The 26654-nt window shown below is 70.8% G+C and carries 29 protein-coding genes and 1 riboswitch; of the genes, 11 read left to right on the top strand and 18 right to left on the bottom strand.

The genetic code is table 11. The features are described from left to right. Positions 1 to 34: 34 nt before the first annotated feature. Together F0344_RS29140 and F0344_RS29135 are read right to left on the bottom strand one after the other, a co-directional pair. Positions 35 to 1678 (bottom strand): solute symporter family protein, encoded by a 1644-nt coding sequence (locus F0344_RS29140; protein WP_185301600.1) that lies wholly within the window; start codon positions 1676 to 1678, stop codon positions 35 to 37. Continuing rightward, positions 1675 to 2034 carry a DUF485 domain-containing protein gene (locus F0344_RS29135; RefSeq protein WP_185301599.1) on the bottom strand — a complete coding sequence of 120 codons (360 nt, stop codon included), beginning with the start codon at positions 2032 to 2034 and terminating at the stop codon, positions 1675 to 1677. The genes F0344_RS29140 and F0344_RS29135 overlap by 4 nt, the downstream gene beginning before the upstream one ends. A gap of 302 nt (positions 2035 to 2336) precedes the next feature. Here F0344_RS29135 and F0344_RS29130 point away from each other — a divergent pair, with 302 nt between their 5' ends. Continuing rightward, positions 2337 to 3875 (top strand): S8 family peptidase, encoded by a 1539-nt coding sequence (locus tag F0344_RS29130; RefSeq protein WP_185301598.1) that lies wholly within the window; start codon positions 2337 to 2339, stop codon positions 3873 to 3875. A gap of 79 nt (positions 3876 to 3954) precedes the next feature. Here the strand turns inward: F0344_RS29130 and F0344_RS29125 are convergent, their stop codons facing one another. From F0344_RS29125 to F0344_RS29110, 4 genes are all read right to left on the bottom strand, one after another. Further along, a complete protein-coding gene (locus tag F0344_RS29125; protein ID WP_185301597.1) occupies positions 3955 to 4998 on the bottom strand; it encodes a zinc-dependent alcohol dehydrogenase family protein in 1044 nt (347 codons plus the stop codon). A 27-nt stretch (positions 4999 to 5025) separates the two neighbouring features. Further along, positions 5026 to 5709, bottom strand: coding sequence for a lysoplasmalogenase (locus tag F0344_RS29120; protein WP_185301596.1), 684 nt, complete (start codon positions 5707 to 5709; stop codon positions 5026 to 5028). Beyond that, complete coding sequence (locus tag F0344_RS29115; RefSeq protein WP_185301595.1) at positions 5706 to 6605, bottom strand: sterol desaturase family protein; 900 nt, start codon at positions 6603 to 6605, stop codon at positions 5706 to 5708. Before F0344_RS29115 ends, F0344_RS29120 begins: the two co-directional genes overlap by 4 nt. A gap of 139 nt (positions 6606 to 6744) precedes the next feature. Further along, positions 6745 to 7455, bottom strand: a complete 711-nt coding sequence (locus F0344_RS29110) for a VIT1/CCC1 transporter family protein (RefSeq protein ID WP_258050159.1) — start codon at positions 7453 to 7455, stop codon at positions 6745 to 6747. Between the two features lie 101 nt (positions 7456 to 7556). On the opposite strand from F0344_RS29110, the gene F0344_RS29105 reads away from it, so the two are divergent. From F0344_RS29105 to F0344_RS29085, 5 genes are all read left to right on the top strand, one after another. After that, a complete protein-coding gene (locus F0344_RS29105) occupies positions 7557 to 8537 on the top strand; it encodes a DEDDh family exonuclease (RefSeq protein ID WP_185301594.1) in 981 nt (326 codons plus the stop codon). Between the two features lie 63 nt (positions 8538 to 8600). After that, the gene (locus F0344_RS29100) at positions 8601 to 8834 is read left to right on the top strand and encodes a hypothetical protein (RefSeq protein ID WP_185301593.1); all 234 of its coding nucleotides are present in this window, start codon (positions 8601 to 8603) and stop codon (positions 8832 to 8834) included. 92 nt (positions 8835 to 8926) lie between these two features. Then, a complete protein-coding gene (locus F0344_RS29095; RefSeq protein ID WP_185301592.1) occupies positions 8927 to 9736 on the top strand; it encodes an SURF1 family cytochrome oxidase biogenesis protein in 810 nt (269 codons plus the stop codon). 117 nt (positions 9737 to 9853) lie between these two features. Continuing rightward, a complete protein-coding gene (locus F0344_RS29090; protein WP_185301591.1) occupies positions 9854 to 11647 on the top strand; it encodes a glycoside hydrolase family 15 protein in 1794 nt (597 codons plus the stop codon). A gap of 4 nt (positions 11648 to 11651) precedes the next feature. Next, positions 11652 to 12407, top strand: coding sequence for an SDR family oxidoreductase (locus tag F0344_RS29085; protein WP_185301590.1), 756 nt, complete (start codon positions 11652 to 11654; stop codon positions 12405 to 12407). 49 nt (positions 12408 to 12456) lie between these two features. Here F0344_RS29085 and amaP read toward each other — a convergent pair whose 3' ends face one another. Genes amaP through F0344_RS29060 form a run of 5 tightly spaced genes read right to left on the bottom strand, consistent with a single transcriptional unit; the run spans position 12457 to position 14795 of the window. Continuing rightward, entirely contained in the window at positions 12457 to 13035 is a 579-nt protein-coding gene (gene amaP / locus F0344_RS29080) for an alkaline shock response membrane anchor protein AmaP (RefSeq protein ID WP_374940125.1), read from the bottom strand. Positions 13036 to 13040: 5 nt separating this feature from the next. Next, positions 13041 to 13751, bottom strand: coding sequence for a DUF6286 domain-containing protein (locus F0344_RS29075; protein WP_185301588.1), 711 nt, complete (start codon positions 13749 to 13751; stop codon positions 13041 to 13043). Next, positions 13748 to 14101, bottom strand: a complete 354-nt coding sequence (locus F0344_RS29070; protein WP_185301587.1) for an Asp23/Gls24 family envelope stress response protein — start codon at positions 14099 to 14101, stop codon at positions 13748 to 13750. Before F0344_RS29070 ends, F0344_RS29075 begins: the two co-directional genes overlap by 4 nt. Then, complete coding sequence (locus F0344_RS29065; protein ID WP_185301586.1) at positions 14098 to 14289, bottom strand: hypothetical protein; 192 nt, start codon at positions 14287 to 14289, stop codon at positions 14098 to 14100. Before F0344_RS29065 ends, F0344_RS29070 begins: the two co-directional genes overlap by 4 nt. A gap of 32 nt (positions 14290 to 14321) precedes the next feature. Continuing rightward, positions 14322 to 14795 carry an Asp23/Gls24 family envelope stress response protein gene (locus tag F0344_RS29060; protein WP_185301585.1) on the bottom strand — a complete coding sequence of 158 codons (474 nt, stop codon included), beginning with the start codon at positions 14793 to 14795 and terminating at the stop codon, positions 14322 to 14324. A 94-nt stretch (positions 14796 to 14889) separates the two neighbouring features. On the opposite strand from F0344_RS29060, the gene F0344_RS29055 reads away from it, so the two are divergent. Then, on the top strand, positions 14890 to 15600 hold the full coding sequence (locus F0344_RS29055; protein WP_185301584.1) for a hypothetical protein: 711 nt from the start codon (positions 14890 to 14892) through the stop codon (positions 15598 to 15600). A gap of 16 nt (positions 15601 to 15616) precedes the next feature. Here F0344_RS29055 and F0344_RS29050 read toward each other — a convergent pair whose 3' ends face one another. The 3 genes from F0344_RS29050 to F0344_RS29040 all read right to left on the bottom strand — a co-directional run bounded on the left by F0344_RS29050 (position 15617) and on the right by F0344_RS29040 (position 18746). Beyond that, positions 15617 to 16408, bottom strand: a complete 792-nt coding sequence (locus F0344_RS29050) for an enoyl-CoA hydratase/isomerase family protein (protein ID WP_185301583.1) — start codon at positions 16406 to 16408, stop codon at positions 15617 to 15619. Between the two features lie 156 nt (positions 16409 to 16564). Continuing rightward, complete coding sequence (locus F0344_RS29045; RefSeq protein WP_185301582.1) at positions 16565 to 16786, bottom strand: helix-turn-helix domain-containing protein; 222 nt, start codon at positions 16784 to 16786, stop codon at positions 16565 to 16567. Between the two features lie 361 nt (positions 16787 to 17147). Continuing rightward, entirely contained in the window at positions 17148 to 18746 is a 1599-nt protein-coding gene (locus F0344_RS29040) for an ABC-F family ATP-binding cassette domain-containing protein (RefSeq protein WP_185301581.1), read from the bottom strand. 275 nt (positions 18747 to 19021) lie between these two features. Here F0344_RS29040 and F0344_RS29035 point away from each other — a divergent pair, with 275 nt between their 5' ends. Beyond that, positions 19022 to 19435, top strand: coding sequence for a VOC family protein (locus F0344_RS29035; RefSeq protein ID WP_185301580.1), 414 nt, complete (start codon positions 19022 to 19024; stop codon positions 19433 to 19435). A gap of 69 nt (positions 19436 to 19504) precedes the next feature. On the opposite strand, the gene F0344_RS29030 is transcribed toward F0344_RS29035, so the two are convergent. Further along, positions 19505 to 19834, bottom strand: coding sequence for a hypothetical protein (locus F0344_RS29030; RefSeq protein WP_185297068.1), 330 nt, complete (start codon positions 19832 to 19834; stop codon positions 19505 to 19507). A gap of 48 nt (positions 19835 to 19882) precedes the next feature. Here F0344_RS29030 and F0344_RS29025 point away from each other — a divergent pair, with 48 nt between their 5' ends. Further along, on the top strand, positions 19883 to 20974 hold the full coding sequence (locus F0344_RS29025; protein ID WP_185297067.1) for an IS630 family transposase: 1092 nt from the start codon (positions 19883 to 19885) through the stop codon (positions 20972 to 20974). Positions 20975 to 21170: 196 nt separating this feature from the next. Here F0344_RS29025 and F0344_RS29020 read toward each other — a convergent pair whose 3' ends face one another. The 3 genes from F0344_RS29020 to F0344_RS29010 all read right to left on the bottom strand — a co-directional run bounded on the left by F0344_RS29020 (position 21171) and on the right by F0344_RS29010 (position 24530). After that, the gene (locus F0344_RS29020; protein ID WP_185302947.1) at positions 21171 to 22478 is read right to left on the bottom strand and encodes a hypothetical protein; all 1308 of its coding nucleotides are present in this window, start codon (positions 22476 to 22478) and stop codon (positions 21171 to 21173) included. A 185-nt stretch (positions 22479 to 22663) separates the two neighbouring features. After that, complete coding sequence (locus F0344_RS29015; protein ID WP_185301579.1) at positions 22664 to 23791, bottom strand: alpha/beta hydrolase; 1128 nt, start codon at positions 23789 to 23791, stop codon at positions 22664 to 22666. A 79-nt stretch (positions 23792 to 23870) separates the two neighbouring features. Next, a complete protein-coding gene (locus F0344_RS29010) occupies positions 23871 to 24530 on the bottom strand; it encodes a class II aldolase/adducin family protein (protein WP_185301578.1) in 660 nt (219 codons plus the stop codon). A 266-nt stretch (positions 24531 to 24796) separates the two neighbouring features. Here F0344_RS29010 and F0344_RS29005 point away from each other — a divergent pair, with 266 nt between their 5' ends. Continuing rightward, positions 24797 to 26053, top strand: a complete 1257-nt coding sequence (locus F0344_RS29005; protein ID WP_185301577.1) for an inorganic phosphate transporter — start codon at positions 24797 to 24799, stop codon at positions 26051 to 26053. 18 nt (positions 26054 to 26071) lie between these two features. Further along, positions 26072 to 26302: a hypothetical protein gene (locus tag F0344_RS29000; protein ID WP_185301576.1), complete on the top strand. Its 231-nt coding sequence runs from the start codon at positions 26072 to 26074 to the stop codon at positions 26300 to 26302. 93 nt (positions 26303 to 26395) lie between these two features. Next, a riboswitch (cobalamin riboswitch) is annotated at positions 26396 to 26587 on the top strand. Positions 26588 to 26654: the final 67 nt, after the last annotated feature.

Raw genomic sequence — 26654 nt, 5'->3', positions numbered from 1 at the left:
GACAGGAGCGGAACGGCTCCGTGAACTCTGGCTCTCAGTGCGCTCCGGTGCCGGTGAGGGACTTGACCTCCAGCTCGGCGTACTTGCCCTTGTCCGGCTCCTCCTTCGAGATGAGGGAGCCGACCCAGCCGAGCAGGAAGCCCAGCGGGATGGAGATCAGGCCCGGGTTCTCCAGCGGGAACCAGGCGAAGTCGACGCCGGGGAACATCGACGACGGCTTGGAGGAGACCACCGGGGAGAACAGCACCAGCAGGACGGACGAGGCGAGACCGCCGTAGATCGACCACAGGGCGCCCTGGGTGGTGAAGCGCTTCCAGAACAGGCTGTAGAGGATCGTCGGCAGGTTGGCCGAGGCCGCGACCGCGAAGGCGAGGGCCACCAGGCCGGCGACGTTCATGTCGCGGGCGAGCGCGCCGAGCGCGATGGAGACGACACCGATGGCGACGGTCGCCCAGCGTGCCGCGCGGACCTCCTCCTTCTCCGTGGCCTTGCCCCTGCGGATGACGTTGGCGTAGATGTCGTGCGCGAAGGACGACGAGGACGCCAGGGTCAGTCCGGCGACGACGGCCAGGATCGTGGCGAAGGCGACCGCGGAGATCACCGCGAGCAGGATGGCGCCGCCGGTGGAGCCCGCGCCGCCGCCGATCTCCAGGGCGGCCAGCGGGGCCGCCGTGTTGCCCGCCTTGTTCGACGCGATGATGTCGTCCGGCTTGAGCAGGGCGGCGGCACCGAAGCCGAGCACGATCGTCATCAGGTAGAAGGCGCCGATGATGCCGATGGCCCAGTTCACGGACTTACGGGCGGCCTTGGCCGTGGGCACGGTGTAGAAGCGGATCAGGATGTGCGGCAGACCCGCGGTGCCGAGCACCAGGGCGATGCCGAGCGAGATGAAGTCCAGCTTCGAGGTGCCGGTGGCGCCGTACTTCAGGCCGGGCTCCAGGAAGGCCGTGCCCTTGCCGCTGTTGCTCGCCGCCGTACCGAGCAGGTCGGAGACGTTGAAGTTGAACTTCAGCAGGATCAGGAAGGTGATGAGCAGGGTGCCCGCGATGAGGAGGACGGCCTTGACCATCTGCACCCAGGTGGTGCCCTTCATGCCGCCGATGGTGACGTACACGATCATGAGCAGGCCGACCAGGGCGACGATCGCGATCTTGCCGCCGTCGCTGGTGATGCCGAGCAGCAGGGAGACCAGGACGCCCGCGCCGGCCATCTGGGCCAGCAGGTAGAAGATCGAGACGACGATCGTCGAGGTGCCTGCCGCGGTCCGGACGGGGCGCTGGCGCATGCGGTAGGCGAGGACGTCGCCCATCGTGTAGCGGCCGGAGTTGCGCAGGGGTTCGGCGACCAGCAGCAGGGCGACGAGCCAGGCGACCAGGAAGCCGATGGAGTAGAGGAAGCCGTCGTATCCGAAGAGGGCGATGGCGCCCGCGATGCCGAGGAACGAGGCGGCGGACATGTAGTCGCCGGAGACCGCGAGGCCGTTCTGGAAGGCGGTGAACTGGCGTCCGCCCGCGTAGAAGTCGGAGGCGCTCTTGGTCTGGCGGCCGGCCCAGACGGTGATGAAGAGCGTCGCCACGACGAACACACCGAACAGGGTGATGATCAGCGTCCGGTGTTCGCTCGCGCCTTCGGCGGCGGCGAGCTGGACGCTGGGGTGGGCGAGAGCGGCGGCGCTCATGCGTCGGCCTCCATACGGGACTTGATCGCTGCGGCCTTCGGGTCGAGCTGGGTGGAGGCGTGGCGCGAGTAGAGCCAGGCGATGAGGAACGTGGTGACGAACTGGAGGAGCCCGAAGACGAGGGCCACGTTGATGTTGCCCACGACCTTGGTGCCCATGAAGCCGCCGGCGTAGCTGGACATCAGCACGTACAGCAGGTACCAGAGCACGAAGGCGACGGTCAGGGGGAAGGCGAAGGCGCGGTGGGAGCGGCGCAGCTCGCCGAACTCCGCGCTCTCCTGCACCTCGATGAAGGCTTCGGTGGTGGGTTGGACCGGCTCTGTACCGGCCGGGGGCGGGGGTGCATCGGTAGCCACGGAATCTCCTCGCGACGCGGGTGCGATGGTGGTGGGAAGGGTGTTCTTCAAGGGGGGACCTCTGTATCGGGAGCGGTGGTACGACTCCCTGACAACGGCACGGAGAGCGGCGCGAAGCGGTTCACCACGGCTCTCGCCGTCTCCGGCTCACCCCTTCGGCCGTATATCCGTAGGGACACGCCTCGAACTCACTTGCGCTTAGTCATTGATACGCCGGGCTGATCAGGGATAACTTCACTCGTCATGTACCCGACCGAGCACACCAGTGTCCGGTCGACTGGCAAGGATGATGTGGAGAACCCATGGCTCATCTGGCATCCCGACGGACCCGCGCACTCGCGCTTCCTGTCGGACTTGCTCTCACCGCTTCGCTGGGCTTCCTTCCGACGGCGGTGGCCTCGGCCGCGCCGACGGACGGGCTGTCCACCGCCGCGGTCACGGCCGACGGGCCGAAGCTGTCCTACGTCGTCAACACCAAGGGCGGCTCAGGCGCGGTCAAGCAGGTCAAGAAGGCCATAGCCGACGCGGGCGGCACGATCGTCATCGCGTACGACCAGATCGGCGTCATCGTCGTCCACTCGCAGAACCCGGACTTCGCGAAGACGATCCGCCAGGTCAGGGGCGTCTCGTCGGCCGGTGCCACGCGCACCAACCCGATCGTGCCCCAGGCGACGAACGACGTGGGCGCTGCCGCGCAGCCGCTCACCGCGGACGAGGCGGCGGCCGCCGCGGCCGACGCGACGGCGGGTCAGGACCCGCTCGAGCCCCTGCAGTGGGACCTGCCCGCCATCAAGGCGGACAAGGCCCACGCGATCTCGCAGGGCAGCAAGAGGGTCACCGTCGCCGTCATCGACACGGGTGTCGACGACACGCACCCCGACCTCGCGCCGAACTTCGACCGTGCGGCCTCGGCGAACTGTGTGACCGGTGCGCCGGACACCACCGAGGGTTCCTGGCGGCCGATGGCCGACGAGAGCGACCACGGCACGCACGTCGCCGGAACCATCGCGGCGGCGAAGAACGGCATCGGCGTGACCGGTGTCGCGCCCGGCGTCAAGGTTTCCGGTATCAAGGTGTCGACCCCGAGCGGCTTCTTCTACAGCGAGGCCGTCGTGTGCGGCTTCATGTGGGCGGCCGAGCAGGGCATCGAGGTGACGAACAACAGTTACTACACCGACCCCTGGCTGTTCAACTGCAAGAACGACCCGGACCAGAGCGCCCTGGTCGAGGCGGTCGGCCGTGCCTCCCGTTACGCGGAGCGCAAGGGCACCGTCAATGTCGCTGCGGCCGGCAACTCCAAGCACGATCTGGCCGCCGACGAGATAGTCGACACGACCAGCCCGAACGACACCACGCCGGTGACCCGCACGATCAACCCGGCTGAGTGCCTCGACATACCGACCCAGCTGCCGGGTGTCGTGACCGTCGCCGCCACGGGTGCCAAGGGCCTGAAGTCCTCGTACTCGAACTATGGTCTCGGCATCATCGACGTGGCCGCCCCCGGTGGCGACTCGACGGTGTACCAGCCGCCGACGGCTCCGGCTGTCAACGGGCGCATCCTGTCCACCCTGCCGGGCGGCGGGTTCGGCTACAAAGCCGGTACGTCCATGGCCTCCCCGCACGTCGCGGGTGTCGTGGCCCTGATCAAGTCGAAGCACCCGTACGCCTCGGCGTTCCAGGTGAAGTCGATGCTGACGCACCAGGCCGACGCCACCGCGTGCGGCGCGCCGTACGACATCAACAACGACGGCACGATCGACGCCGTCTGCGAGGGTTCCACGAACTACAACGGCTTCTACGGAGCCGGTCTCGTGGACGCGCTGGACGCTGTCCGCCGCTGACCCGGCCGGACACCATGAGGAAGGGCCGGGGACGGCGGTCCCCGGCCCTTCCTGCTGCCCCCGATCGGCTCGGCGGTCCTTACGGCTTGATGAGGACCTTCAGGGCCGTACGCTCGTCCATCGCCTTGTAGCCGCCGGGCACCCCGTCGAGACCGACCGTCAGGTCGAAGACGGGCGACGGGTCGATCGTGCCGTCCAGTATGTCGGGGAGCAGTTCCGGGATGTACGTGCGCACCGGGGCGACGCCGCCGCGCAGGGTGATGTTCCGGTCGAACATGACGTCGAGGTCGAGTCCGGTGCCGCTGCCGTGCGGGATACCGACGTAACCGATGGCGCCGCCGTCGCGGACGATGCCGGTCGCCGTACGCATCGACTGCTCGGTGCCGACGGCCTCGATCACGCAGTGGGCGCCTTCGCCCCGGGTCAGTTCCCGTACGGCGGCGAGGGCCGCTTCGCCGCGCTCGGCGACGACGTCCGTGGCACCGAAGGCACGGGCGATGTCCGTACGGGCGCTGTGGCGGCCGAGGGCGATGATCCGCTCGGCGCCGAGGCGCTTGGCCGCCATGACCCCGCACAGGCCGACCGCTCCGTCGCCGACGACGGCGACCGTGCTGCCCGGCTTCACGCCCGCGCCGAGGGCGGCGTGGTGGCCGGTGCCCAGCACGTCGGAGAGGGCCAGGAGCGAGGTGAGCAGCCGCTCGTCGGCCGCCGCGGCGGCGGGGAGCTTGACGAGGGTTCCGTCGGCGAACGGCACCCTGACCGCCTCGCCCTGGCCGCCGTCGGAGCCGGCCGAGCCCCAGAAACCGCCCTGCGCGCAGGAGGTGGTGAGGCCGTCCGCGCAGTACGTGCAGGTGCCGTCGGACCAGACGAACGGGGCGACCACGAGGTCACCCGCCGCGAAGCCGCTGACCTCGTGGCCCGCCTCTTCGACGATGCCGAGGAACTCGTGTCCGATGCGCTGGCCCGGCTGCCGGGGGGACTCGCCCCGGTAGGCCCACAGGTCGCTGCCGCAGATGCAGGCCCGCAGGACCCGCAGGACCACGTCGGTGGGCTGCTGGATCGTGGGGTCGGGCACCTCCTGCACGCGGATGTCGTGGGGAGCGTGGATGACGGTGGCGCGCATGGGTCGGTGTCCTCGCTGGTCTCGGTCTCAGATGGCGATACGGCGTTCACGGTACGCCCCGGTGCCGTCCGCCGCGGAACCCGCACGGTGTGCGAGTACGCCGGTGGTCAGGAGGTACTGGGCCGCGATGTAGGTGAGCATGACCCAGAAGTCGGGGGCGGGCAGTTGGGGCCAGTCGGCGATGCCGGTGGCGATCAGTGCGTCGGAGAGCAGGAAGAGCGCCCCGCCGACTGCCGCGTACCGCCCGAGGACGCCCGCCCGCCAGGCCATGGCGGTGAGCAGCAGGCTGTAGCCGGTCAGTGGAATCCGCAGGTCGGCGGGGAGGTCGGACCAGATCAGCACGAGGAAGCCGGTGAGCACGACGGCGTATCCGACGGCTGCGGACACGGAGCCCCGGGCGCGGCCGAACAGCCTCAGGTAACAGACGTGGCCGAGGGCGAAGGAGCCCATGCCGAGGAGGAAGGCGATGTCCTGGTCGGCCAGCAGCAGCGTGTCGCCGCCCCACCCGAAGAGCAGCGCGGCGACGAGCAGCCGGGGACCTCGGCGGGCCACCGCGTACGCGGCGAGCAGCGGCATCAGCAGCGGCTTGGCGACGAGGTGCGCGAGAGGGATGTCGGCCAGTACCCCGGCGAGGTCGATGGCCGTCGCGACGAGGAACGCGAGGAACAGGGGGCGTGCGAGCCGGTCCCGGCTCGGGACGGGAGCGCTCATCGGGTGCCTTCCGGGGCTGCGGCCGGGGCTGCGGCGGTGACGGTGGCGGCAACGGCGACAGTCGTCGCGGGCTGCCAGCCCGGTCCCCGGAAGACCCGTCCGGCGCGCTCGCGCCAGGTGCGCGCCGCCCGGACGTCGCGGGCGATGGCCGCGTACTCGTGGGTGGCCACGCGCAGCGGGTTGTTCGTCGCGATGTTCTTCGTCAGGCCGAAAACGGGCCGTTCGGTCTCGGCGACGAACGACCGGAAGAGCCGGTCCCAGACGATCAGGATGCCGCCGAAGTTGCGGTCCAGGTAGCCGCCTTGGGAGGCATGGTGCACGCGGTGGTGGGAGGGCGTGTTGAGTACGTACTCGAAGGGCCTGGGCAGCTTGTCGACGCGCTCGGTGTGCACCCAGAACTGGTAGACGAGGTTGACGGCGGAGCAGAAGGCGAGCGCGGCCGGGTGGACGCCGAGGGCGATGAGGGGGACGTAGAACGGCCAGACGGTCAGCGAGGTCCAGGGCTGACGGAGCGCGGTGGTGAGGTTGAACTTACGGCTGGAGTGGTGGACCACGTGGCTGGCCCAGAGGATCCGGATGACGTGGTGGCCGCGGTGGGACCAGTAGTAGAAGAAGTCCTGGGCGAGCAGCATCAGCAGGACCGTCCACCACAGGACGGGGACGCGCAGCGGAGTCAGTTCGTAGACGGCGGTGTATGCCGCGACGATGGGGATCTTCCACAGCAGGTCGAACACCAGGCTGCCGAGTCCCATGGTGACGCTGGTGGCGGCGTCCTTGGTGTCGTATCCGGCGGCTTCCTCGTCCGGACGGAACCGGTAACTGACCATTTCGACCACGGTGAGCAGGACGAAGGCTGGTATTGACCACAGCACGACATCGGGCAGGTTCGGCTCCATGCGAGCACCGTAGAGGCGTCGGCCGACTGCCGCTAGACGTTGTTACCCACAAGTATGCGAGACCGCGTGTCAGCAGCCGTTGGTGACTTCCGCCAAGAACGGTGGCGCGGGAGCGGCGGCGACGGGACCGGACGGCCTCTCACACGCCCGCGGCCCCGAGCGCCGCCCCCGCCGCGTACGTGACCGCCATCGCCACCGCTCCCCCGCCCACGTTGCGCAGGACGGCGGGCCAGGGTGCCGCCGCTCCGAGGCGGGCGCTCCACCACCCCGTCAGCGCCAGGGTGGCCATGACCGACACCACGGTGACCGGCAGCCTCAGTGGGACCGGCGGCAGCAGGATGGCGAGCAGGGGCAGGAGCGCCCCCAGCGTGAAGGCCAGGAAGCTCGCGCCCGCGGCGTGCCACGGATTCGTCAGACCGTCCGGGTCGATGCCCAGCTCGACCTGGGCGTGAGCGCGCAGGGCGTCGCGTTCGGTGAGCTGGAGCGCGGCCTCCTTGGCCACCGCCGTGCTCAGGCCCTTGTCCTCCAGGAGGCCGGTGAGTTCGGCGAGTTCGGCCTCGGGGGTCTCCGAGAGCTCGCGGCGCTCGGTCGCCAGGGCGGCCTTCTCCGAGTCGCGCTGGGTGGAGACCGATACGTACTCACCGGCCGCCATCGACATGGACCCGGCGAGCAGCCCGGCCAGCCCCGCCGTGAACAGGGCGCCACGGTCGCTGGTCGCTCCGGCGACGCCGACCACCAGGCCGGCGGTGGACACCACACCGTCGTTGGCGCCGAGGACCGCGGCGCGGAGCCAGTTCAGCCGTGCGCCGAGTCCCCCGTGGGCTTCCTCATGAATCTGTGCGTCCGTCACCCGGAGATGGTCTCACCGCTGTCGGAGCCCGTGTCGCCCGGCGCCGCCGCGTTCACGGAGACGGCCGAATAGGGGACTGTCAGTCGCGGCCCGTATTCTCTGTGACCATGCTCGACGACCGTCAGACCGCAGCGCCGTGGCCGACCGCCTACCCCCAGGGGTACGCGGTCGTCGACGTGGAGACCACCGGACTCGCCCGCGACGACCGGATAGTGTCGGCTGCCGTCTACCGGCTCGACGCCCAGGGCAATGTGGAGGATCACTGGTACACACTGGTCAACCCCGAGCGGGACCCGGGTCCCGTCTGGATCCACGGGCTGACCAGCGACGTACTGGAAGGCGCCCCGCTCTTCCCGGAGGTGGCCGCGCAGTTGTCCGAGCGGCTCGCGGACCGGGTGCTCGTCGCGCACAACGCGGCATTCGACTGGTCGATGATCGCCCGTGAGTACGCACGGGCCTCCGCCGTCGCTCCTGTGGAACAGCGCCTGTGCACCATCGCCCTCTCCAAGGAGCTGCGGCTGCCGCTGCCCAACCACAAGCTGGAGTCGCTGGCCGCGCACTTCGGCGTGGTGCAGCAGCGCGCGCACCACGCGCTCGACGACGCCCGGGTGCTGGCCGAGGCGTTCCGGCCGAGTCTGCACGCCGCGGCGCTCGGCGGGGTGCGGCTGCCTCTGCTGGAGTGCCGGCCACTGACCGAGTGGTCCGACTCCCCGGTCACCCCCCGGATCGGATATCAGGCTTCGCACGGTCAGAACAGCTGGCGTGCCTCGCGCAAGCTCCCGGCGTGCCCGTATCCGAATCCGGGGCGGTACGAGAAGGAGAAGCCCCTCATGCAGGGCATGCGGGTGGCCTTCTCCGGGGACACCTCGATCGACCGTGAGCTGCTGGAGGACCGCGCCGTGGAGGCCGGGCTGCACGTGGCGAGCGGCGTCTCGCGGCTGACCAGCCTGCTCGTCACCAACGACCCGGACGCCGCGACGTCGAAGACGGTGAAGGCGAAGTCGTTCGGGACGCCGATCCTGGAGGAGAGCGCCTTCACCCATCTGCTGAGGGACGTGGCGCCCGCGCCGTCATCGGAGTGAACCGGGCGCGACTCGCCCGCCATCCGCTCGCCCGCCGCCGCCCCGCGTCACACCCTGTGGCGCATGGCACGTTGCGAGGTTTGCGGAAACGACTACGGCATGTCCTTCGAGGTGCACGCGCAGGGCGCGGTGCACGTCTTCGACTGCTTCTCCTGCGCCATCCACCGCATGGCGCCCATCTGTGAGCACTGCCGGGTCCAGGTCATCGGGCAGGGTGTCGAGGTCGAGGGCCAGTGGTACTGCGGGGCCCACTGCGCCCGGGCCGAGGGAAGGGCGGGCATCGTCGACAAAGTGTGACGGGCGGGCTGTGCCCCGGGCGGCCACCGACGCCGGCCGCTACGCCGACCCCCTGCGTTCAGCACCCCATGACCCGGTTGTACCGTCATGGGGTGTACCGCTTCCTGTTGACCCGGCAGTGGGTGATCCTCGCCCTGCTCGCGCTCGTCCTGATTCCGACGATGGTCGAGCTGGGCTTCTGGCAGCTGCACCGGCATCAGCACCGGGTCGCCCAGAACGCGCTGATCTCCCACAACCTCAAAGCGAAGCCGGTCCCGGTCGCCGAACTGACCTCCCCCGGGCACACCGTCCCGCGAGCCGACTACTGGCGCGCGGTCACCGCCACGGGGACGTTCGACACCGCGCACGAAGTGGTCGTACGGCGGCGGACCTCCGATGACGACCGGCTCGGGGCCCACGTCCTGACCCCGCTCGACCTCACGGACGGGGGCACCGTCCTGGTGAACCGGGGCTGGGTGCCGACCGACGGCGACCAGCGGGCGTTCCCGAAGGTCCCGGCCCCGCCCAGGGGCGAGGTGACCGTCACCGGACGGCTCAAGGCCGACGAGACCACCGGCAGCAGTGGCATCAAGGACCTGTCGGGCCTGCCGGACCGCCAGGTCATGCTGATCAACAGCGACCAGCAGTCCGCGCTGCTGTCCCGGCCGGTTCTCGGCGGCTACCTCGAACAGACCGGGCCCGAGCCCTACGGGGGCTCCCCCGAACAGATCGCCTCACCCGATGACAGCTCCATCGGCGCGCACATGGCGTACGCCGTGCAGTGGTGGCTGTTCGCCGCCGGTGTGCCGGTCGGCTGGGTCGTTCTCGTACGCCGGGAGAAGCGCGATCTCCAGGAGGCCGCGGCGCGGGGCGAGAGCGCCGAGGAGCCGGGCAGGCCCGCGACCGCCGGCGCCACGGTCTGACCCGTCGCACCGGACGCACTGGTCGCTCCCGAGTCCCGCCGGGGCGAACGGCCTGGGAAGCACAACCGCCCGCCCCTGTCCGCTTAACAGGGCGCAGGTCCGGGAACACGCCAGAGCGTGACCCCACGCATCGAGGACTACGCCCTGATCGGTGATCTCCAGACCGCCGCCCTGGTCGGCAGGAACGGTTCCGTCGACTGGCTCTGTCTGCCCCGCTTCGACTCCGGCGCCTGCTTCGCCGCGCTGCTCGGCGACGAGGACAACGGCCACTGGCGCATCGCCCCCAAGGGAACGGACAGCTCGGACACCTGCACGCGGCGCGGATACGCGGGTGACTCCCTCGTACTGGAGACGTTCTGGGAGACCCGGACCGGCACCGTCAAGGTGACCGACTTCATGCCCCAGCGCGACAAGGCCCCGGACCTCATGAGGATCGTCGAGGGCATCAGCGGCAGCGTGGACATGAGTTCCGTCCTGCGGCTGCGCTTCGACTTCGGTTCCGTCGTGCCCTGGATGCGCCGCTCGCACGGCCACCGGGTGGCCGTGGCCGGCCCCGACTCCGTATGGCTGCGCAGTGATCCGCCGGTCAAGACCTGGGGTCAGCAGTTCTCCACCTGCTCCTCGTTCACGGTGGCCGAGGGCGAACAGGTGGCGTTCGTCCTCACCTGGCACGCATCGCACGCGCCGCGTCCCAAGCTCATCGATCCGTACGAGGCGCTCGGTCACACCCTGTCCGACTGGGCGGAGTGGGCAGGCCGGTGCACCTATCAGGGCGAGTACCGCCAGGCCGTCCTGCGCTCCCTCATCACCCTGAAGGCACTCACCTACGGCCCCACGGGCGGCATCGTGGCGGCCCCCACCACCTCCCTGCCGGAGGACATCGGAGGCGTACGGAACTGGGACTACCGCTACTGCTGGCTGCGGGACTCCACACTCACTCTCGGCGCCCTGCTCGCGGGCGGATATCTGGACGAGGCGGCCGCCTGGCGGGACTGGCTGCTGCGGGCCGTCGCCGGAGACCCGGCGGATCTCCAGATCATGTACGGGCTGGCCGGTGAGCGCAGACTCCCGGAGACGGAGCTGCCCTGGCTGCGCGGCTACGAGGGTTCCCGGCCGGTCCGCACAGGCAACGAGGCGGTACGGCAGCGGCAGCTCGATGTGTACGGAGAGGTCATCGACTCGCTCGGACTGGCCCGCGACGCCGGTCTCGAAAGCAAGACACACGCCTGGAAGCTCCAGCTCAGCCTGCTCGGCTTCCTGGAATCCACCTGGCGCGAACCGGACGAGGGGCTGTGGGAGATCCGCGGTGCGCGCCGTCACTTCGTGCATTCCAAGCTGATGGCGTGGGTCGCCGCCGACCGTACGGTGCGCACCCTGGAGGAGAGCCCCGGCCTTCCGGGGAACGCCGACCGGTGGCGCGCGATGCGGGACGCCGTGCACGCCGAGGTCTGCGAGAAGGGGTACGACCCCGTACGGAACACGTTCACGCAGTCGTACGGCTCCAGGGAGCTGGACGCCGCGACGCTGCTGATCGTGCGCACCGGGTTCCTCCCGCCGGACGATCCCCGGGTCGTCGGCACGGTCGACGCGGTACGGGAGGAGCTGGGCAGGGACGGTCTGGTGCGCCGCTACAGCACCGACGGCCGGTCCGTCGACGGCCTGCCGGGCCGCGAGGGGGCCTTCGTCGTCTGCTCGTTCTGGCTGGCGGACGCACTGCTGCAGACCGGCCGGGCGGCCGAGGCCCGGCAGCTCTTCGAGCTGCTGCTCACCCTGCGCAACGACGTGGGGCTGCTCGCCGAGGAGTACGACACGGTGGCCGGGCGTCAGCTCGGCAACTTCCCGCAGGCGTTCAGTCATATCGGACTGGTGAACACCGCGGTCGCACTCGCCGCACAGGACCCGGCAGGATAGGGCCATGGATCTTGGGCTGAAGGACCGTGTGTACATCGTCACCGGCGCGACCCGCGGGCTGGGCAACGCCACCGCGCGTGCCCTGGCCGCGGACGGCGCGAAGGTGGTCATCACCGGCCGGGACGAGAAGAGCGTCATGGCGGCAGCCGCCGACCTGGGGCCGGACGCCCTGGGGCTCGCCGCCGACAACGCCGACCCGGCAGCCGCACAGCTCCTCGTGGACACCGCGAAGGAACGGTTCGGCCGACTGGACGGCATTCTCATCAGCGTCGGCGGTCCCGCACCGGGCTTCGTCGCCGACAACAGCGACGAGCAGTGGCGGACGGCCTTCGAATCCGTCTTCCTCGGGGCCGTACGTCTGGCGCGCACGACGGCGGCGGTGCTCGGCGAGGGCGGGGTCATCGGCTTCGTGCTCTCCGGCTCGGTCCACGAGCCGATCGCCGGACTGACCATCTCCAACGGGCTGCGCCCCGGCCTCGCGGGCTTCGCCAAGTCGCTGGCCGACGAGCTGGGTCCGCGCGGTATCCGCGTCGTGGGAGTCCTGCCGGCCCGGATCGACACCGACCGGGTGCGGGAACTCGACGCGCTGTCCGGCGACGCGGAGGCGTCCCGCACGGCCAACGAGGCCCGGATCCCGCTGCGCCGCTACGGCACGCCGGAGGAGTTCGGGAAGACCGCGGCCTTCCTGCTCTCCCCCGCCGCGTCCTATCTGACCGGCATCATGGTGCCCGTCGACGGCGGCTCCCGGCACGGTTTCTGAACCGCTGCGAGAAACCGCCGCGCACCGGGGCGGGCCTGGCCGTGCGACGTCAGCTCACGCGTTCGGCACGGTGCTTGACGGCCTTCAGACGGACTTCGGCAGGCAGCTCGTCCAGCCCCGCCGAGTCCCTGGCGTGGGCCAGCGCCTGGTCGGCGAGGCCGCGCAGCGCCTGGTCCGGGGCAGCGTGCGGCTCCATCAGCAGCCGGACCCTGGCCCGCGGTGCGTTGCGCCGGCCCGTCAGCACGGCCTGGGCCCGCGAGACGCCGTCCAGGGTGCCGGCCTCGTCGGAGAGCACGCCCTCCAGGGCCCGGCCCCTGAGCAGAGCCCCCTCGCCGTCCCCGCTGTCCACCAGCACCTCGGAGAGGCGGGCACTGCGCAGCTGGGCCAGCAGCCACCACAGGGCGAGGACCAGCACGACCGCGAGGACCGCGATCACTGTCGGCCACCACCAGCCGCTGTCGCGCCAGCGGTCCCGGTCGGCCTCGCTGAGCAGCACGTCGTCCGTGCCGTCCCAGGGCCACCAGGAGGGCACGTTCGCACCCAGCCCGGCGGCGAGGACGGCGCCGCCGATGACGGTGAGCACCAGCCCGGCCAGGCCGAGCAGTACCCGGTTGACGTTCCTGCGCACGCCGTTCACCCCTTCTTCGCCGGCCGGCGGACATGCACGGAGAGGCCCGGCGGCTTGGCCAGGCCCAGCTCCTTGATGCCCGTTCCGAGTACGGAGTCCAGGTCGGCCCGTACGTCATCGAGTTCGCGGAAGTGCGACACGGCGCGCACCGCCACCTTGCTCCGGCCCATCCGCACCCGAACGGACTGCACACCGGACACCGCCACGGCACGGTCGCGCAGCACCATGGCGGCGGCGGTCCGGTCGAGCGCCGCCCTCACGTCGGCGTGCTCGCGCCGCATCGGCAGCAGGTCGCGGAGTCCGGGGGTGACGGCGAGGAGGATCAGCCACACGCCGAGCGCCGCCGCGACGGCGGCTCCGGTCAGCACCCAGACGTCGTCCAGGGGCCTTCGGGCCAGTTCGTCCGCCAGCGAGCGCCGCCAGCTCATCGCGGGGTGGCCGGCGCGTACGGCCGCGATGTCGTACAGCAGGAGTCCCGTACCACCGACGACCACCAGCGCGAGGAGCGCCGCGGGGACACGACGGGCGGACCAGAACCTGCCCGCCCGGCCGCCGTGTTCCAGGGTGGGGACGGGATCGTGTTCGGCGGCCGAACTCGACTGGTCGAGTTCCTTGACGTCTCCCTCGGCCAGGGGGGCGACGGTGGGCAGCCGCTGCGTGCCGCTCTCGGTGCTTCCGGTTCTCCCGGTGTCGTCGCCGTGCCGGGGTTCGCTCATCGGATCCTCCCCTGCGCCGCGGCGCCCGGTCCTGTGGTGTGGAGCCGCTCGACCTGAACGGCCACCTCGGGCACCTCCATTCCCGCCAGCGTTCCTACCCGTTCGGTGACCCGCCGACGCACGGCACCGCACTGGCGGCCGATGTCGGACGGGTACCCGAGCTCCAGACTGACCCGTACGCGGGCCGCGTCCCGGTGGACGGTGACCGTGGCGCGCGGGGCGGCGCCCTCATCGGGCAGCTCGCTGATCGCCTCCTTGGCCGCCTGGGCGGCGATCTTGGCGACGACCCGGTCGGCGATCCGGGTCTCCCCGCGCTCGGCGGCGGCGACCCGGTCGGTCACCGCCGTCACCGTCGCCGGTCGCCGCGCTCGCGACTCCGGAAGAAGTCGCCGGGTTCCAGGTCGCCGTCCAGGAAGCGGCCGGCGACGAAGCCGACCGCGCCCAGGGCGGCCACCAGCAGAAAGGCTCCGAATCCGCCGAAGTATCCGGCGAATCCCAGTGCCATGCCGGCCAACAGGCCGGCCACAGCCATGCTCATCGTGCGCTCCTCAACTGCCTTTCGGCGCAGGGCTACTGGAGACGTGGCTCGGGCTCGGACTCGTCGTCCTCCTCATCGGGCAGCTTGACGTCGCTGACCGCGATGTTGACCTCGACGACTTCGAGACCGGTCATGCGCTCGACCGCCGCGACGACGTTCTCCCGTACATCGCGGGCGACGTCGCCGATCGACACGCCGTAGTCGACGACGATCTCCAGGTCGAGTGCGGTCTGCGATTCGCCGACTTCGGCCTTGACTCCGCGGGTGACGGACTTGCCGCCGCCGGGGACGCGGTCGCGGACCGCGCCGAAGGTCCGGGACAGGCCACTGCCCATCGCGTGGACTCCGGCGACATCGCGTGCGGCCATTCCGGCGATCTTCTCGACGACGCCGTCGGCGATGGTGGTGCGGCCCCGGGTCGCGGGGGCTCCCCCGCCACGCCTGGTCAGCGTCCTGCCGTCTCCACCGGATTCCTTGTCAGGGGTGCGCTGCTGGCTCTCGGTCATCGCCGCTCTTCCCTTCGGGGACAGGGTTGGACTTCGCTGCCCACATTAAGTGCGCTTGCCCCATTCCGCGCCGTGGATGCGGCAGGCTGACCCCATGACAACGGCGCACAGCCCCCAGCGGGCCGACAAATGGACGGCTGCGGTACGGCAGCGACTCGGCCTGGGCCGGTTGCTCCCTCTGGGCGGTCCGGGGGACGGAACGTGGATCGCGGAGCGGGCGGCGGACGCCGTACTGCGGGAGGCCGCCGCGGGATCGGGCGCGGTCCTGGGAAAGCTCAGGATCGGTCCGGTGGACCCCGGCGCGGACCCTGCTCCGACAGGGGACGACGGCGTGGTGCCCGCTCCCCCCAGTGCGTATCCGGCCGGGCCGCTGCGGATCGAGGCGGAGTTCTCGGCCACGATGGACCAGCCGCTGCCGGCCATGGCGGAGGCCCTGCGCTCGGTGCTGCTGGACGCGGCACGGCAGCGGCTCGGCATGGTGGTCACCGAGGCCGACCTCCGGGTGACGGAGCTGCTGGACACGGCGCCCGAGCCGGTCGCCGCCGCGCCCGCCGAGGTGCGTGCCGCGGGGGTCGATGAGGCCGCGGGGGCCGCGGCGTCGTCGGTGCCCGGTGTGGTGGCGCTGACCCAGGTCCTGGGCAGCGCCGTGCACACCGATGAGGATCACGTCCGGGTCGAGGTGGCGACCGCCTGGGACCACCGGGCGCTCGATGTCGCTCAGGCGGTACGCACGGCGGTGACGGCGGCAGTGGAAGGCCGTCCGCCGGTCGGGGTGCTCATCACCGCCGTGGTCGCTCCGGGCTGACGCGAGGGGCGCCCGCTCAGTCGGTGACGCCCGCCAGGTCGCGCAGCCTGCGGCCCTGGGCGGCCCGCTCGGCGGTGCGCTGCTCCTCGTACGTCCGGGATACGGCGCCGCTCAGCAGGGCCTTGGTCTCGACGACCGCGTCACGAGGAGCCGCGAGGAGTGCGGCGGCCAGGTCGTGGGCGGCCGCGTCCAGCTGGTCGGCGGGGACGACGAGGTTGGCGAGGCCGGTGCGCTCGGCCTCCTCCGCGTGCACGAAGCGGCCGGTGGCACAGATTTCGAGCGCGCGGGCGTACCCCACGAGGTTCACCAGGGGGTGCGTGCCCGTGAGGTCGGGGACGAGACCGAGACTGGTCTCGCGCATGGCGAACTGCACGTCGTCGGCGGCGATCCGCAGATCGCAGGCGAGGGCGAGCTGGAAGCCGGCACCGATCGCGTGGCCCTGGACGGCCGCGATCGACACGATGTCGTTGCGGCGCCACCAGGTGAACGCCTCCTGGTACTCGGCGATGGTCGCGTCGAGCTCGGTCTCCGAGCCACGCGCCATGTCGAGGAAGGATGGCTCACCGTCGAACCCTTCCGGGGTGAACGCCTGCCGGTCGAGTCCCGCGGAGAAGGACTGTCCCTCGCCGCGGAGCACGACGACCCGCACACTGCCGGGCAATGCCCGTCCGGCCTCCGTCAACGCCCGCCACAGAGCGGGAGACTGAGCGTTGCGCTTGGCCGGATTGGTGAGAGTCACTGTGGCAACCGCGTCATCGACGGTGAGCCGTACGCCGTCCTTGTCGAGCACAGAGTCGAGCGAGGTCATGGGACGCCTCCGGATCGGGTGCTGTCAGCACTTCACTGGTAAGTGACTGAACAGTAACCACCCGGACGACCCTGCGGCCGACCGGGTGGTCACCACGAGTTCCGGTGGGTCCCGGGGCAGGTCCGTGAACCGAACCGCCCCGACCCTGGTCGGCGGTCAGGCCGCAGGAGCCTTCTTGCCTCGCGTCGCTCCGCCGCGTCCCCGCAGCGTCACTCCGGACTCACTGAGCATCCGGTGAACGAACCCGTAGGAGCGGCCGGTGTCCTCGGCCAGCGCCCTGATGCTCGCACCGGAGTCGTACTTCTTCTTCAGGTCTGCCGCGAGCTTGTCACGCGCGGCGCCGGTAACCCGGCTGCCCTTCTTCAGAGTCTCGGCCACCCGTGCCTCCTCATAGGAAGTGCGCTCTGAACTCTCATGATCACCCCTCACGCGCTTCCTGGCCACCCATTCGGCAAGGTCTGTGCGAGCGGTTTCGCGGTCCGGGCGCACGTCGACACAAACGGAATCTCATATTCCGTGGCCTGTCGTGGACGAGCGCGCACAGGAGCTGGAAGAACCACCAGGTCAGGGCTGTGCGGGGTGGGCGGCCGCATATGGGTGCACCCGACAGGTATCTGCCGGGCGCCACGCCGAGGTACGAGAGCCGCTCACTCAGATGATGGATCACACGTAGGCCGAATGATCCATACGGAGTGGATCAGTGCGTGGATCAGCATGCGCCGGCCCCTCGCGGAAGAGGTCAGGCCAGGGCCACCAGGTCGCGGTAGTCCGCGCCCCACAGGTCCTCGACACCGTCGGGCAGCAGGATGATGCGCTCCGGCTGGAGCGCCTCGACCGCACCCTCGTCGTGCGTGACGAGGACGACGGCGCCCTTGTACGTACGCAGGGCGCCCAGGATCTCTTCGCGGCTGGCCGGGTCGAGGTTGTTCGTGGGCTCGTCGAGGAGCAGGACGTTGGCGGAGGAGACGACCAGGGTCGCCAGGGCGAGACGGGTCTTCTCACCGCCCGAGAGCACTCCGGCGGGCTTGTCGACGTCGTCACCGGAGAACAGGAACGAACCGAGGGTCTTGCGGACCGCGACGAGGTCGAGGTCGGGCGCCGCGGAGCGCATGTTCTCCAGGACGGTGCGGTCCGGGTCGAGGGTCTCGTGCTCCTGGGCGTAGTAGCCGAGCTTGAGGCCGTGGCCCTCGATGATCTCGCCGGTGTCCGCCTTCTCCGCGCCGCCGAGGAGACGGAGCAGGGTGGTCTTGCCCGCACCGTTGAGGCCCAGGATGACGACCCTGGAGCCCTTGTCGATGGCGAGATCCACATCCGTGAAGATCTCGAGCGAGCCGTACGACTTGGACAGGCCCTCCGCCATCAGCGGGGTCCTGCCGCACGGCGAGGGGTCGGGGAAGCGCAGTTTGGCGACCTTGTCGGAGACCCGTACGGCCTCCAGACCCGAGAGCAGCCGGTCGGCGCGCTTGGCCATGTTCTGGGCGGCGACGGTCTTGGTGGCCTTGGCGCGCATCTTGTCGGCCTGCGCGTTGAGGGTCGCGGCCTTCTTCTCGGCGTTCTGACGCTCGCGCTTGCGGCGCTTCTCGTCGGCCTCGCGCTGCTGCTGGTACAGCTTCCAGCCCATGTTGTAGACGTCGATCTGGGCGCGGTTGGCGTCGAGGTAGAAGACCTTGTTGACGACGGTCTCGACGAGGTCGACGTCGTGGGAGATCACGACGAAGCCGCCGCGGTACGTCTTGAGGTAGTCGCGCAGCCAGACGACCGAGTCCGCGTCGAGGTGGTTGGTGGGCTCGTCGAGGAGCAGGGTGTCGGCGTCCGAGAAGAGGATGCGGGCCAGCTCGACGCGGCGGCGCTGACCACCGGAGAGGGTGTGCAGGGGCTGGCCGAGCACCCGGTCGGGCAGGCTGAGCGCGGCGGCGATGGTGGCGGCCTCGGCCTCGGCGGCGTACCCGCCCTTGGTGAGGAACTCCGTCTCCAGGCGCTCGTACTTCTTCATCGCCTTCTCACGGGTGGCGCCCTGGCCGCTGGCCATGCGCTCCTCGTTCTCCCGCATCTTGCGCAGGATGGCGTCGAGGCCGCGGGCCGAGAGGATGCGGTCGCGGGCGAGGACCTCGAGGTCGCCGGTGCGCGGGTCCTGCGGGAGGTAGCCGACTTCGCCGGAGCGGGTGATGGTGCCGCCGGCGGGGGTGCCCTCACCCGCGAGGCACTTGGTGAGGGTGGTCTTGCCCGCTCCGTTGCGGCCGACGAGGCCGATGCGGTCGCCCTTGGCGATACGGAAGGAGGCGGACTCGATGAGGATGCGGGCGCCGGCGCGCAGCTCGATGCCGGAAGCGGTGATCACGGGAAAAACTCCAGGGCGGTATGGACGGCGGAGGGAGGACTACGGGTTCACGACTCGACGCCGTCTAATGCACAAGGAGAATTGCCATGGAGCCCATTCTACTGGCGGTGTGCAACTCCGTTACCGCGTGCTGTGCGGGACGAACCGCCGTGACACTCCGGCCGGGTGCCCTCGGCCGTGTCGGACGGCTGTGCGCAGGGCATTGTCAGCGCCCGGTGGAACACTGAGACACGGATCACATCCGAGCAGGGGCACGCAGGAGAAGGGTGAACGTCATGGCAGGGGCAGCGACGGGCGTACCGACGATCTATCCGACGATTCTGTACGCGGACGCCAAGGCCGCGATCAGGACCCTGACCCAGGCCCTCGGCTTCACCGAGGAAGCGGTGTACGAGGGGGAGAACGGCCAGGTGCTCCATGCCGAACTGTCCTGCGGCAACGGCAGGGTGATGCTCGGCTCCAAGGGGGGAGAGGGCGTCTTCGCCAAGGCGATGGAGGGCGCGGGGCCGGCGGGTGTGTACGTCGTCGTGGACGAGGTCGACGAGCATCACGCGCGGGCGGTGGAGCACGGGGTGGAGATCCTGATGCCGCCCACGGACCAGGACTACGGCTCGCGGGACTACATGGCGCGGGACGCGGAGGGCAATGTGTGGAGCTTCGGTACGTACGCCCCGGGGTCCTCGGACTGACCCCGGGAGCGTTCGTCACGGTGCACGCTCACTAGTGTTACTCCGCGTTAGTTCGTGGAGGGGTGTTGATCAGGCTGGCTGGTCGCCGAGGTAGAGGTAGCAGGCGCAGTCCAGGCAGTCCTCGGGGCTGCCGAAGGGCAGGCCGGTGGGCAGGATGTTGTCCTGGTAGGTGTTGCGGCTGGCCAGGTAGAGGGCGAAGCCCCAGGTGTGCAGGACTCCGGTGAAGCGCAGGCGACACAGGGGGATCTGCTCGCCGTCCTCCAACTCGCCGCTCACGTAAGCGAATCCGGTGCGGAAGCGGACCTCGACGCGGGCCAGTTGCGGCCAGCGGTCCTTGGCTCGGGCGTTCAGACGAACGCGCAGGTGGTGCTGCATCGAGTCGGGTGGGTTCTTCGGCACGGACCCCATCCTGCCCGGTCCGCAGGCTAGCCGCCATGATCATCGATCATGAACGTACGCAGGCATCCGGGCGGAGCGGTCGCGGCGGTGGCCGTCACCTTGGACGAGACCACGCACAAGGCCCTGGAGCAGTTGACGGCATCAGCGAAAGCCCAGGTCCGCGACGTTCTGCGGGCCAGGATCGTGCTCGCGGCCGCCGGCGGCCAGACCAACGCGGAGATAGCACGCGAGCTAAACGTCGCCATCAACACGGTGCGCAAGTGGCGCGGCCGCTTCGCCGAGCGCGGGCCGGACGGCCTGAAGGACACCGGGCGCCCGGGCCGGCCCAAGGTGTACGACGACCGGGTACGTGTGGCGATCGTGGCCGCCGCGACCAGCGAACCACCGCACCCGGCGGCCACCTGGACCCATCGGGCAATCGCCGAGCGGGTCGCCAGCACCGTCTTCGCAGCCGTCTCGCCCTCCCACATCGGGCGGATACTGGCGGACCTGGACCTCAAGCCGCACAAGGTCCGCAGCTGGCTCACCCGCCGCGACACCCCCGACTTCTGGCAACGCGCCGAGCACATCTGCGACCTCTACCGCAACCCGCCCCAGGACGCGGTGCTGCTGTCGATCGACGAGAAGACCGCGATCGCCGCCCGCTCCCGCAAACATCCCGGCCGCCCCACCACCCCAGGCCAGGCAGCCCGCCAGGAGTTCGAGTACGTCCGCCACGGCACCGCCTCCCTGGTTGCCGCACTCGACGTGCGCACCGGCGAGGTCCTCACCGAGGTGATCGCCCGCAACAACGCGGCGACCTTCACCGAATTCCTCGACCGGATCAACGCGCTCATCCCCGACAGCACGGACATCCACGTGGTGCTGGACAACGGTTCTTCGCACACCGCCAAGCACACCAAGGCATGGTTCAAGGCCCATCCACGCTGGACAGCGCACTTCACCCCGCCCCACGCCTCGTGGCTCAACCAGGTCGAGCTGGTCTTCTCCGCCCTGACCCGCAGCGTCCTGCGGCACGGCGACTTCGCCGGCCGCGATGACCTCATCGACAAACTGGACAGCTACATCATCAACCGAAACAAAACCGCGAAGCCCTTCCGCTGGACCTACGACGGCACCCCACTCAAGGAAGCAGCCTGACAACACCCCTCCACGAACTAACGCGGAGCAGCACTAGGGTCCTGTCTGGAGTTCCAGCGCGGGAGAAGGAGCGGCGTCCGGTGCCGTCGAATCCAAGGCGGAGGAGGGAGCGATGGCGGAGCCCTCGCGACTGACGACAACGCCGGAGGCGGCGGTGCCGGACGCCGCGACGCCGCGGGGGAACTCCAGACAGGACCTAGCCGCCGGTGTGGACCTGGAAGGCTGCCTTGCGTACGGCCTTGGCCAGGGCGGGGTCCGGGTGCGCGGCGGCCAGGGCGACCAGGACCTGGACCGTGCGCGGGTGGCCCACGGCGCGGACCTCGTCGAGCAGGGCCGGGACGGTGCCCTGGACCGCGGAGTCGAGGTGGCGGACCAGCAGTCCGGTCTCGCCGTGGTCGGCGACGGCCGCCGCCGTGTCGACCCAGAGCCAGGTGGCTTCCTCCCGGCTGAGGACCTCCTGGGCGTCGTCGGGGTCGGCGCCCTCGTATTCGGCGAGCCAGAGCAGCGCGTAGGGCCGCAGTGACGCGTCGGTGACGACGGAGCGCACCACGGGTTCGGCGGGGGCGCCGACGACGCGGAGCGCTTCGAAGGCGAGGCCGCGCAGGAGCGCGTCCTCGCCGCGGGCCACGGCGAGCAGTTCCGCGACCGCGCTGCCGACCGGGCGTGCCGCGAGCCATGCGCGGTATTCGGTCCGGGCGGGACCGGGGGTGAGCCGGGCGCAGCCGAGCAGCATGTCGGCCGCGGACTGTTCGATGTTTCCGGCCGGGCTCTGGGCGGCGACACAGATCTGTTCCAGCTTGACCCAGACGGCCCAGTTGCCGAGCGGGGTGAGGGTGGCGTGCCCGGAACCGAGCGTGAGGGCTCCGACGGCGGCCAGTCCTTCCAGCGCCCAGTCGAGAAGCAGTGCGTTCAGGTCGGCCGGCCCCTCGTTGGGGAGACCGTCGGCGGGCGCGGCGGGGAGGTGTGGGCCGTAGGCCACCTCGCACCGTTCCTCGTGGAGTTCCGCGACGCGCTGGCCGAGGAGGTCGAGGAGGGCGGGCACGGTGACCGGGCCGGCGGAGAGCTGGAGGAGGGAGAGCACCTGCGGCACCGCCTCGACCGCTTCGGCGACGGTGGTGGCCGGGATGTCGCGGGGCGCGGCGTGGACGAGCGACCAGGCGTCGAAGAGCGCCACCCAGCCCCGGAGCACGGCGGAGTCGTCGCGTTTCCAGGCACGCAGCCGCCAGCCGGGGCGCACGGTGTCGCCGTGCAGTTCGACGAGTCCGGCGAGCCTGGCGCGGTCCCATCCGGCCCGCACCTGGGCGGGGGACAGATCCAGTGCCGTCGCGGCCCGTTCGAGGGCGTGGGCGGTCAGCGGAGCCGTACCGGGGCTCGCGTCGTCGGACGCCCAGTGGGCGATCCGTACGGCGTCGGCGAGCACGGTCCTGGCCTGACGGGCCAGTTCCGCCGGGGGCGGGGTGCCCTCGGGAGGGCGGGGGGCCGGCCGGGTGCGCCGGGTGGTCACGGCCTTGCGGGCGGTGGCAAGGGGTCGCGGGCGGACAAGTCGCAGCCTGGAGTCGCGCGGAGTACGGGACGTCACGGGGAGCAGTCTTGCCTCTGACGGCCCGAAAGCCCAAACGGAAGCCGGCCCCACGCTTTACGCGGACCTCCGGAGACCGCTCACCAAGCGGGCCTATCGGTCACAACACCTCACATCAGAGGGGTGAGGAAGCGCCGGAGCGCCTCTTCGTACCGTGCCGGGCCGGCATTCCACATCGCCGCATGCGGAGCCTGCGGAACGGAGTGCAGGGCGACCAGGCCGGGGCGGAGTCGGGCGAGTGCCTCCGATGCCGCCCACGGGGCGAGGGTGTCGTCGGGGCCGTGGAAGATCAGCGTCGGGGCGTGCAGGGCGGCGGGGAGGGACGTGTCCAGCAGCCGGGCACCGTGCAGGCCGGCCCGGCCCTGGGCGGCGCGGACCGCGAGGGGCGCCAGCGCGGCGGGGACACCACGGGCGGCGGCCAGGGCGCGCAGGGTGGCGCGCCAGTCGAGGACCGGTGAGTCGAGGACGAGGCCGCTGATGCGGTCGCGGAGCGGGGAGTTCACGGCGGCGTGCAGGGCCATCGAGGCGCCGGTGGACCAGCCGTGGACGATGACGCTCTCGGCCCCGTACCGCATCGCGTATCGGATCGCGGCGTCCAGGTCGCGCCATTCGGACTCGCCGAGGTGGCCGAGTCCGTCCGTCGGGCGGGGCGCTCCGGTGTCGCCGCGGTAGGCGAGGTCCAGCACGGGCAGTTGCTGGGCGTTCAGGAACCCCATCAGGTTCATGGGGTGGGCCCGGCTGGTTCCGAGCCCGTGCACCGTGATCACCCAGACGTCACGGGGAGCCGGCACGAACCAGGCGGGCAGGACGCCGAGTTCGCCGGGGATCTCGACCTCCTTGAAGTCGAGCCCGAGTGCGCTGCCCGGGTCCCCGCTGTACAGCTCCGGGGTCATGCGGACCTTGGCGCCCGGTTCCAGGGTTCCGTGGACGACGCGCTCCAGACGGCGTACGACGGTGTCGGCGCCGTGCCCCGCCTGCTCGATCACCGGTCCGACCACGGCGTGGACGCCGTGGCCCACCAGTCCGTACGTACCGGGGCGGAGTGCGGCGAAGGAGCGGGTCAGGGTGACCTGTCCGGCCGCCGTGCTGTGCACGGTGAGCCTGCGGTCGCCGGGGAAGGGACGTCCGGACGGCACCTTGAGGGCGGCGTCACTGGCATACCGGCCGGCGGCGACCGCTGCCGCGCCGACGCCGAGAATCGTGGTGACGGCCGCTGCCGTCGCTGTAGCCGGGCGCATGCTGCCAGTGTCGGGGCGCCCGTCGCGGGGGGCCAGTGGGCGGGGCCGTCCGATTCCCACCGGTACGGCCCCCTGGGGGTCAGCCCGGCTGGCCGTAGGTCTCCAGGGCGTCCTGGACCTCGCGCAGCTGGGCCCCGGAGAGCAGGGAGGGCCGGAGGCCGGGTACGGAACTGGCGGTGAGCCAGAGCCTGCACAGCCATTCGAGCTGGGCGGTGCGGTCGTACGCCTCGTCGAGGGAGTTCCCGTAGGTGACGGTCCCGTGGTTCTGGAGCAGGCAGCCCGTGCGGTCCCGCAGGGCGGTGAGCATGTTCTCGGCCAGTTCGCGGGTGCCGTAGCGCGCGTAGGCGGCGGTGCGGACGGGGCCGCCGAGCATCGCGGCGGCGTAGTGCACGAGCGGGACCTCGGGGACGAGGGTGGAGACCGCGGTGGCGTGCACGGCGTGGGTGTGGACGACGGCGGCCGCGCCGGTGTCCGCGTAGACGGCGAGGTGCAGCGGGAGTTCGCTGGTGGGGGCGAGGTCCCCGAGCACCTGACGGCCTTCGAGGTCCACGCCGACCGCGTCCTCGGGGCGGAGCCGGTCGTAGGGCACGCCGCTGGGGGTGACCAGGACGATGTCCCCGGCCCTGGCCGACACATTGCCGGAGGTCCCGACGACGAGGCCGTCGGCCGCCGTCCTGCGGGCCGTCGCGACCACGCCGTCCCAGGTCCGCCGGACCGCTTCCCGCTGCTGATCGCTCATGCGGAAATCCTATGAGAGGGCGGCGGGAGCGCGGCTCGGGTGACCAGGATCTCCTCGGGGCTGAAGAGTGGCCGAAATGCCCCCCTGACGCCCGATACGGAACGACTTCCTCCAGGCGCCGGACGGGCTGCGCCGCCCTCCCCCCGCGGAACCGGAGCACCGGCACTCCGGTTGGGGTCACCACAGCGCCCTTCTCAGTTCACCTTCCGTTCATCCAGGTTGCCTAGGGTCCACGAGCCACTGACGTCGAGCGATTGCCTGGGTAAATGGAACACATCACACTGCTGCTTGCGATTGTGATCGTGACAGCTCTCGTGTTCGATTTCACGAACGGTTTCCATGACACCGCCAACGCGATGGCCACCACCATCTCGACCGGCGCTCTGAAGCCCAAGACAGCGGTGGCCATGTCCGCCGTCCTCAACCTGATCGGCGCGTTCCTGTCGGTGGAGGTCGCGAAAACGATCTCCGGCGGGATCATCAACGAGGACGGCCTCAGAACCGAGGTCATCTTCGCGGCCCTCGTCGGCGCCATCCTGTGGAATCTGCTGACCTGGCTGGTGGGTCTGCCCTCCAGCTCCTCGCACGCCCTCTTCGGCGGTCTCATCGGCGCCGCGGTCATGTCGGCCGGATGGTCCTCGATCGACGGCGGCACCGTCGTCACCAAGGTCCTGCTCCCCGCCGTCGCCGCCCCGCTCGTCGCCGGTCTCGCAGCTCTGCTGGCCACGCGGCTGACGTACCGGATCAACCGGAAGGTCACCGACGAGGCGCAGCTGAAGTCGACCGCCAAGGGCTACCGGGCCGGCCAGATCGCCTCGGCCGGGCTCGTCTCCCTCGCCCACGGCACGAACGACGCGCAGAAGACCATGGGCATCATCACGCTGGCCCTGGTCACCGGCGGTGTCCTGGCCCCCGGCTCCAACCCGCCGGTCTGGGTCATCGTCTCCGCGGGTGTCGCCATCGCCCTGGGTACCTACCTCGGCGGCTGGCGCATCATCCGCACCATGGGCAGCGGCCTCACCGAGCTCAAGCCGCCGCAGGGCTTCGCCGCCCAGACCAGTGCGGCCACGGTCATCCTGGCCTCCTCGCACCTCGGCTTCTCCCTCTCCACCACCCAGTCCTGCTCCGGCGCCGTCATGGGCGCGGGTCTCGGACGCAAGGGCGGCGTGGTCCGCTGGTCCACCGCCACCCGGATGTTCATCGCCTGGGGCCTGACCCTGCCGGCCGCCGGTCTGATCGGCGCGGGCGCCGAGCTCCTGACGAAGCAGGGCGGCTGGGGCGTCGCCGTCGTCGCCGTCGTGCTCGTCGCGGGCTCCGGTGCCATCTGGCTGGTGTCGCGCCGCCAGCCGGTCGACCACACCAACGTCACGGACACCCCGGAGCCCGAGCCCGCGGGAGTCGTCACGACGGCCATGGCGGCCGTGACGACTCCTCCTACCGGCACCGCGGCCATGGAGATCAAGTCCACCATCCCGGCCCCGGCCGGAACCACCGCCGACCCGGCCCGCCCGGCCACGGTCTAAAGGGCAGGAACTACCACCATGAAAATCGACTGGGCAGCTCTTGCCTCCGTCTTCGGCGTCAGCCTCGTGGTCACCGTGGCGCTCGTCGGTCTCTTCACCCTCGGCATCGTCGGCCTGTCCAAGCAGGCGGCGACGGCCTCGGCCGGCAGCTCGGGCGGCTCGCTCGCCCTGGCCCGCACCGGCGCGTACCTCTGCTTCGGCCTCTGCGCCGCGGCAGTCAGCTACGGGATCTACCTGATCGTCGTCTGACGGAACGGCCGCGACGCACGCGGCCGCAGGTGTCCCCTCGCCGTTGATCTGCGTGCAGCTCCGCAGGTCAACGGCGAGTTGACGGGCGTTCGCACAGCGTGGTGGACTGCCCGTGCCGTTTACGGCGACAGAAGAGGAAGCCGGTGCGAATCCGGCGCGGTCCCGCCACTGTCACCGGGGAGCACTCCCCCCACACCGGAAGTCACGGTCCGTCCGCGGACTGGAAGGCCGGGGGGAACTGCGGATCCGGAAGCCAGGAGACTCTCGTCGCCGGTCACGTCGAACCAGGGCGCGGACCCTGAGTGAGGACATACGTCATGCCCGGCCGCCGTGCGCCCGATCCTGTGTCACC

This window comes from Streptomyces finlayi (assembly GCF_014216315.1).
Taxonomy (GTDB): Bacteria; Actinomycetota; Actinomycetes; order Streptomycetales; family Streptomycetaceae; genus Streptomyces; species Streptomyces finlayi_A.
This window is presented reverse-complemented; position numbering and strand designations above follow the sequence as displayed.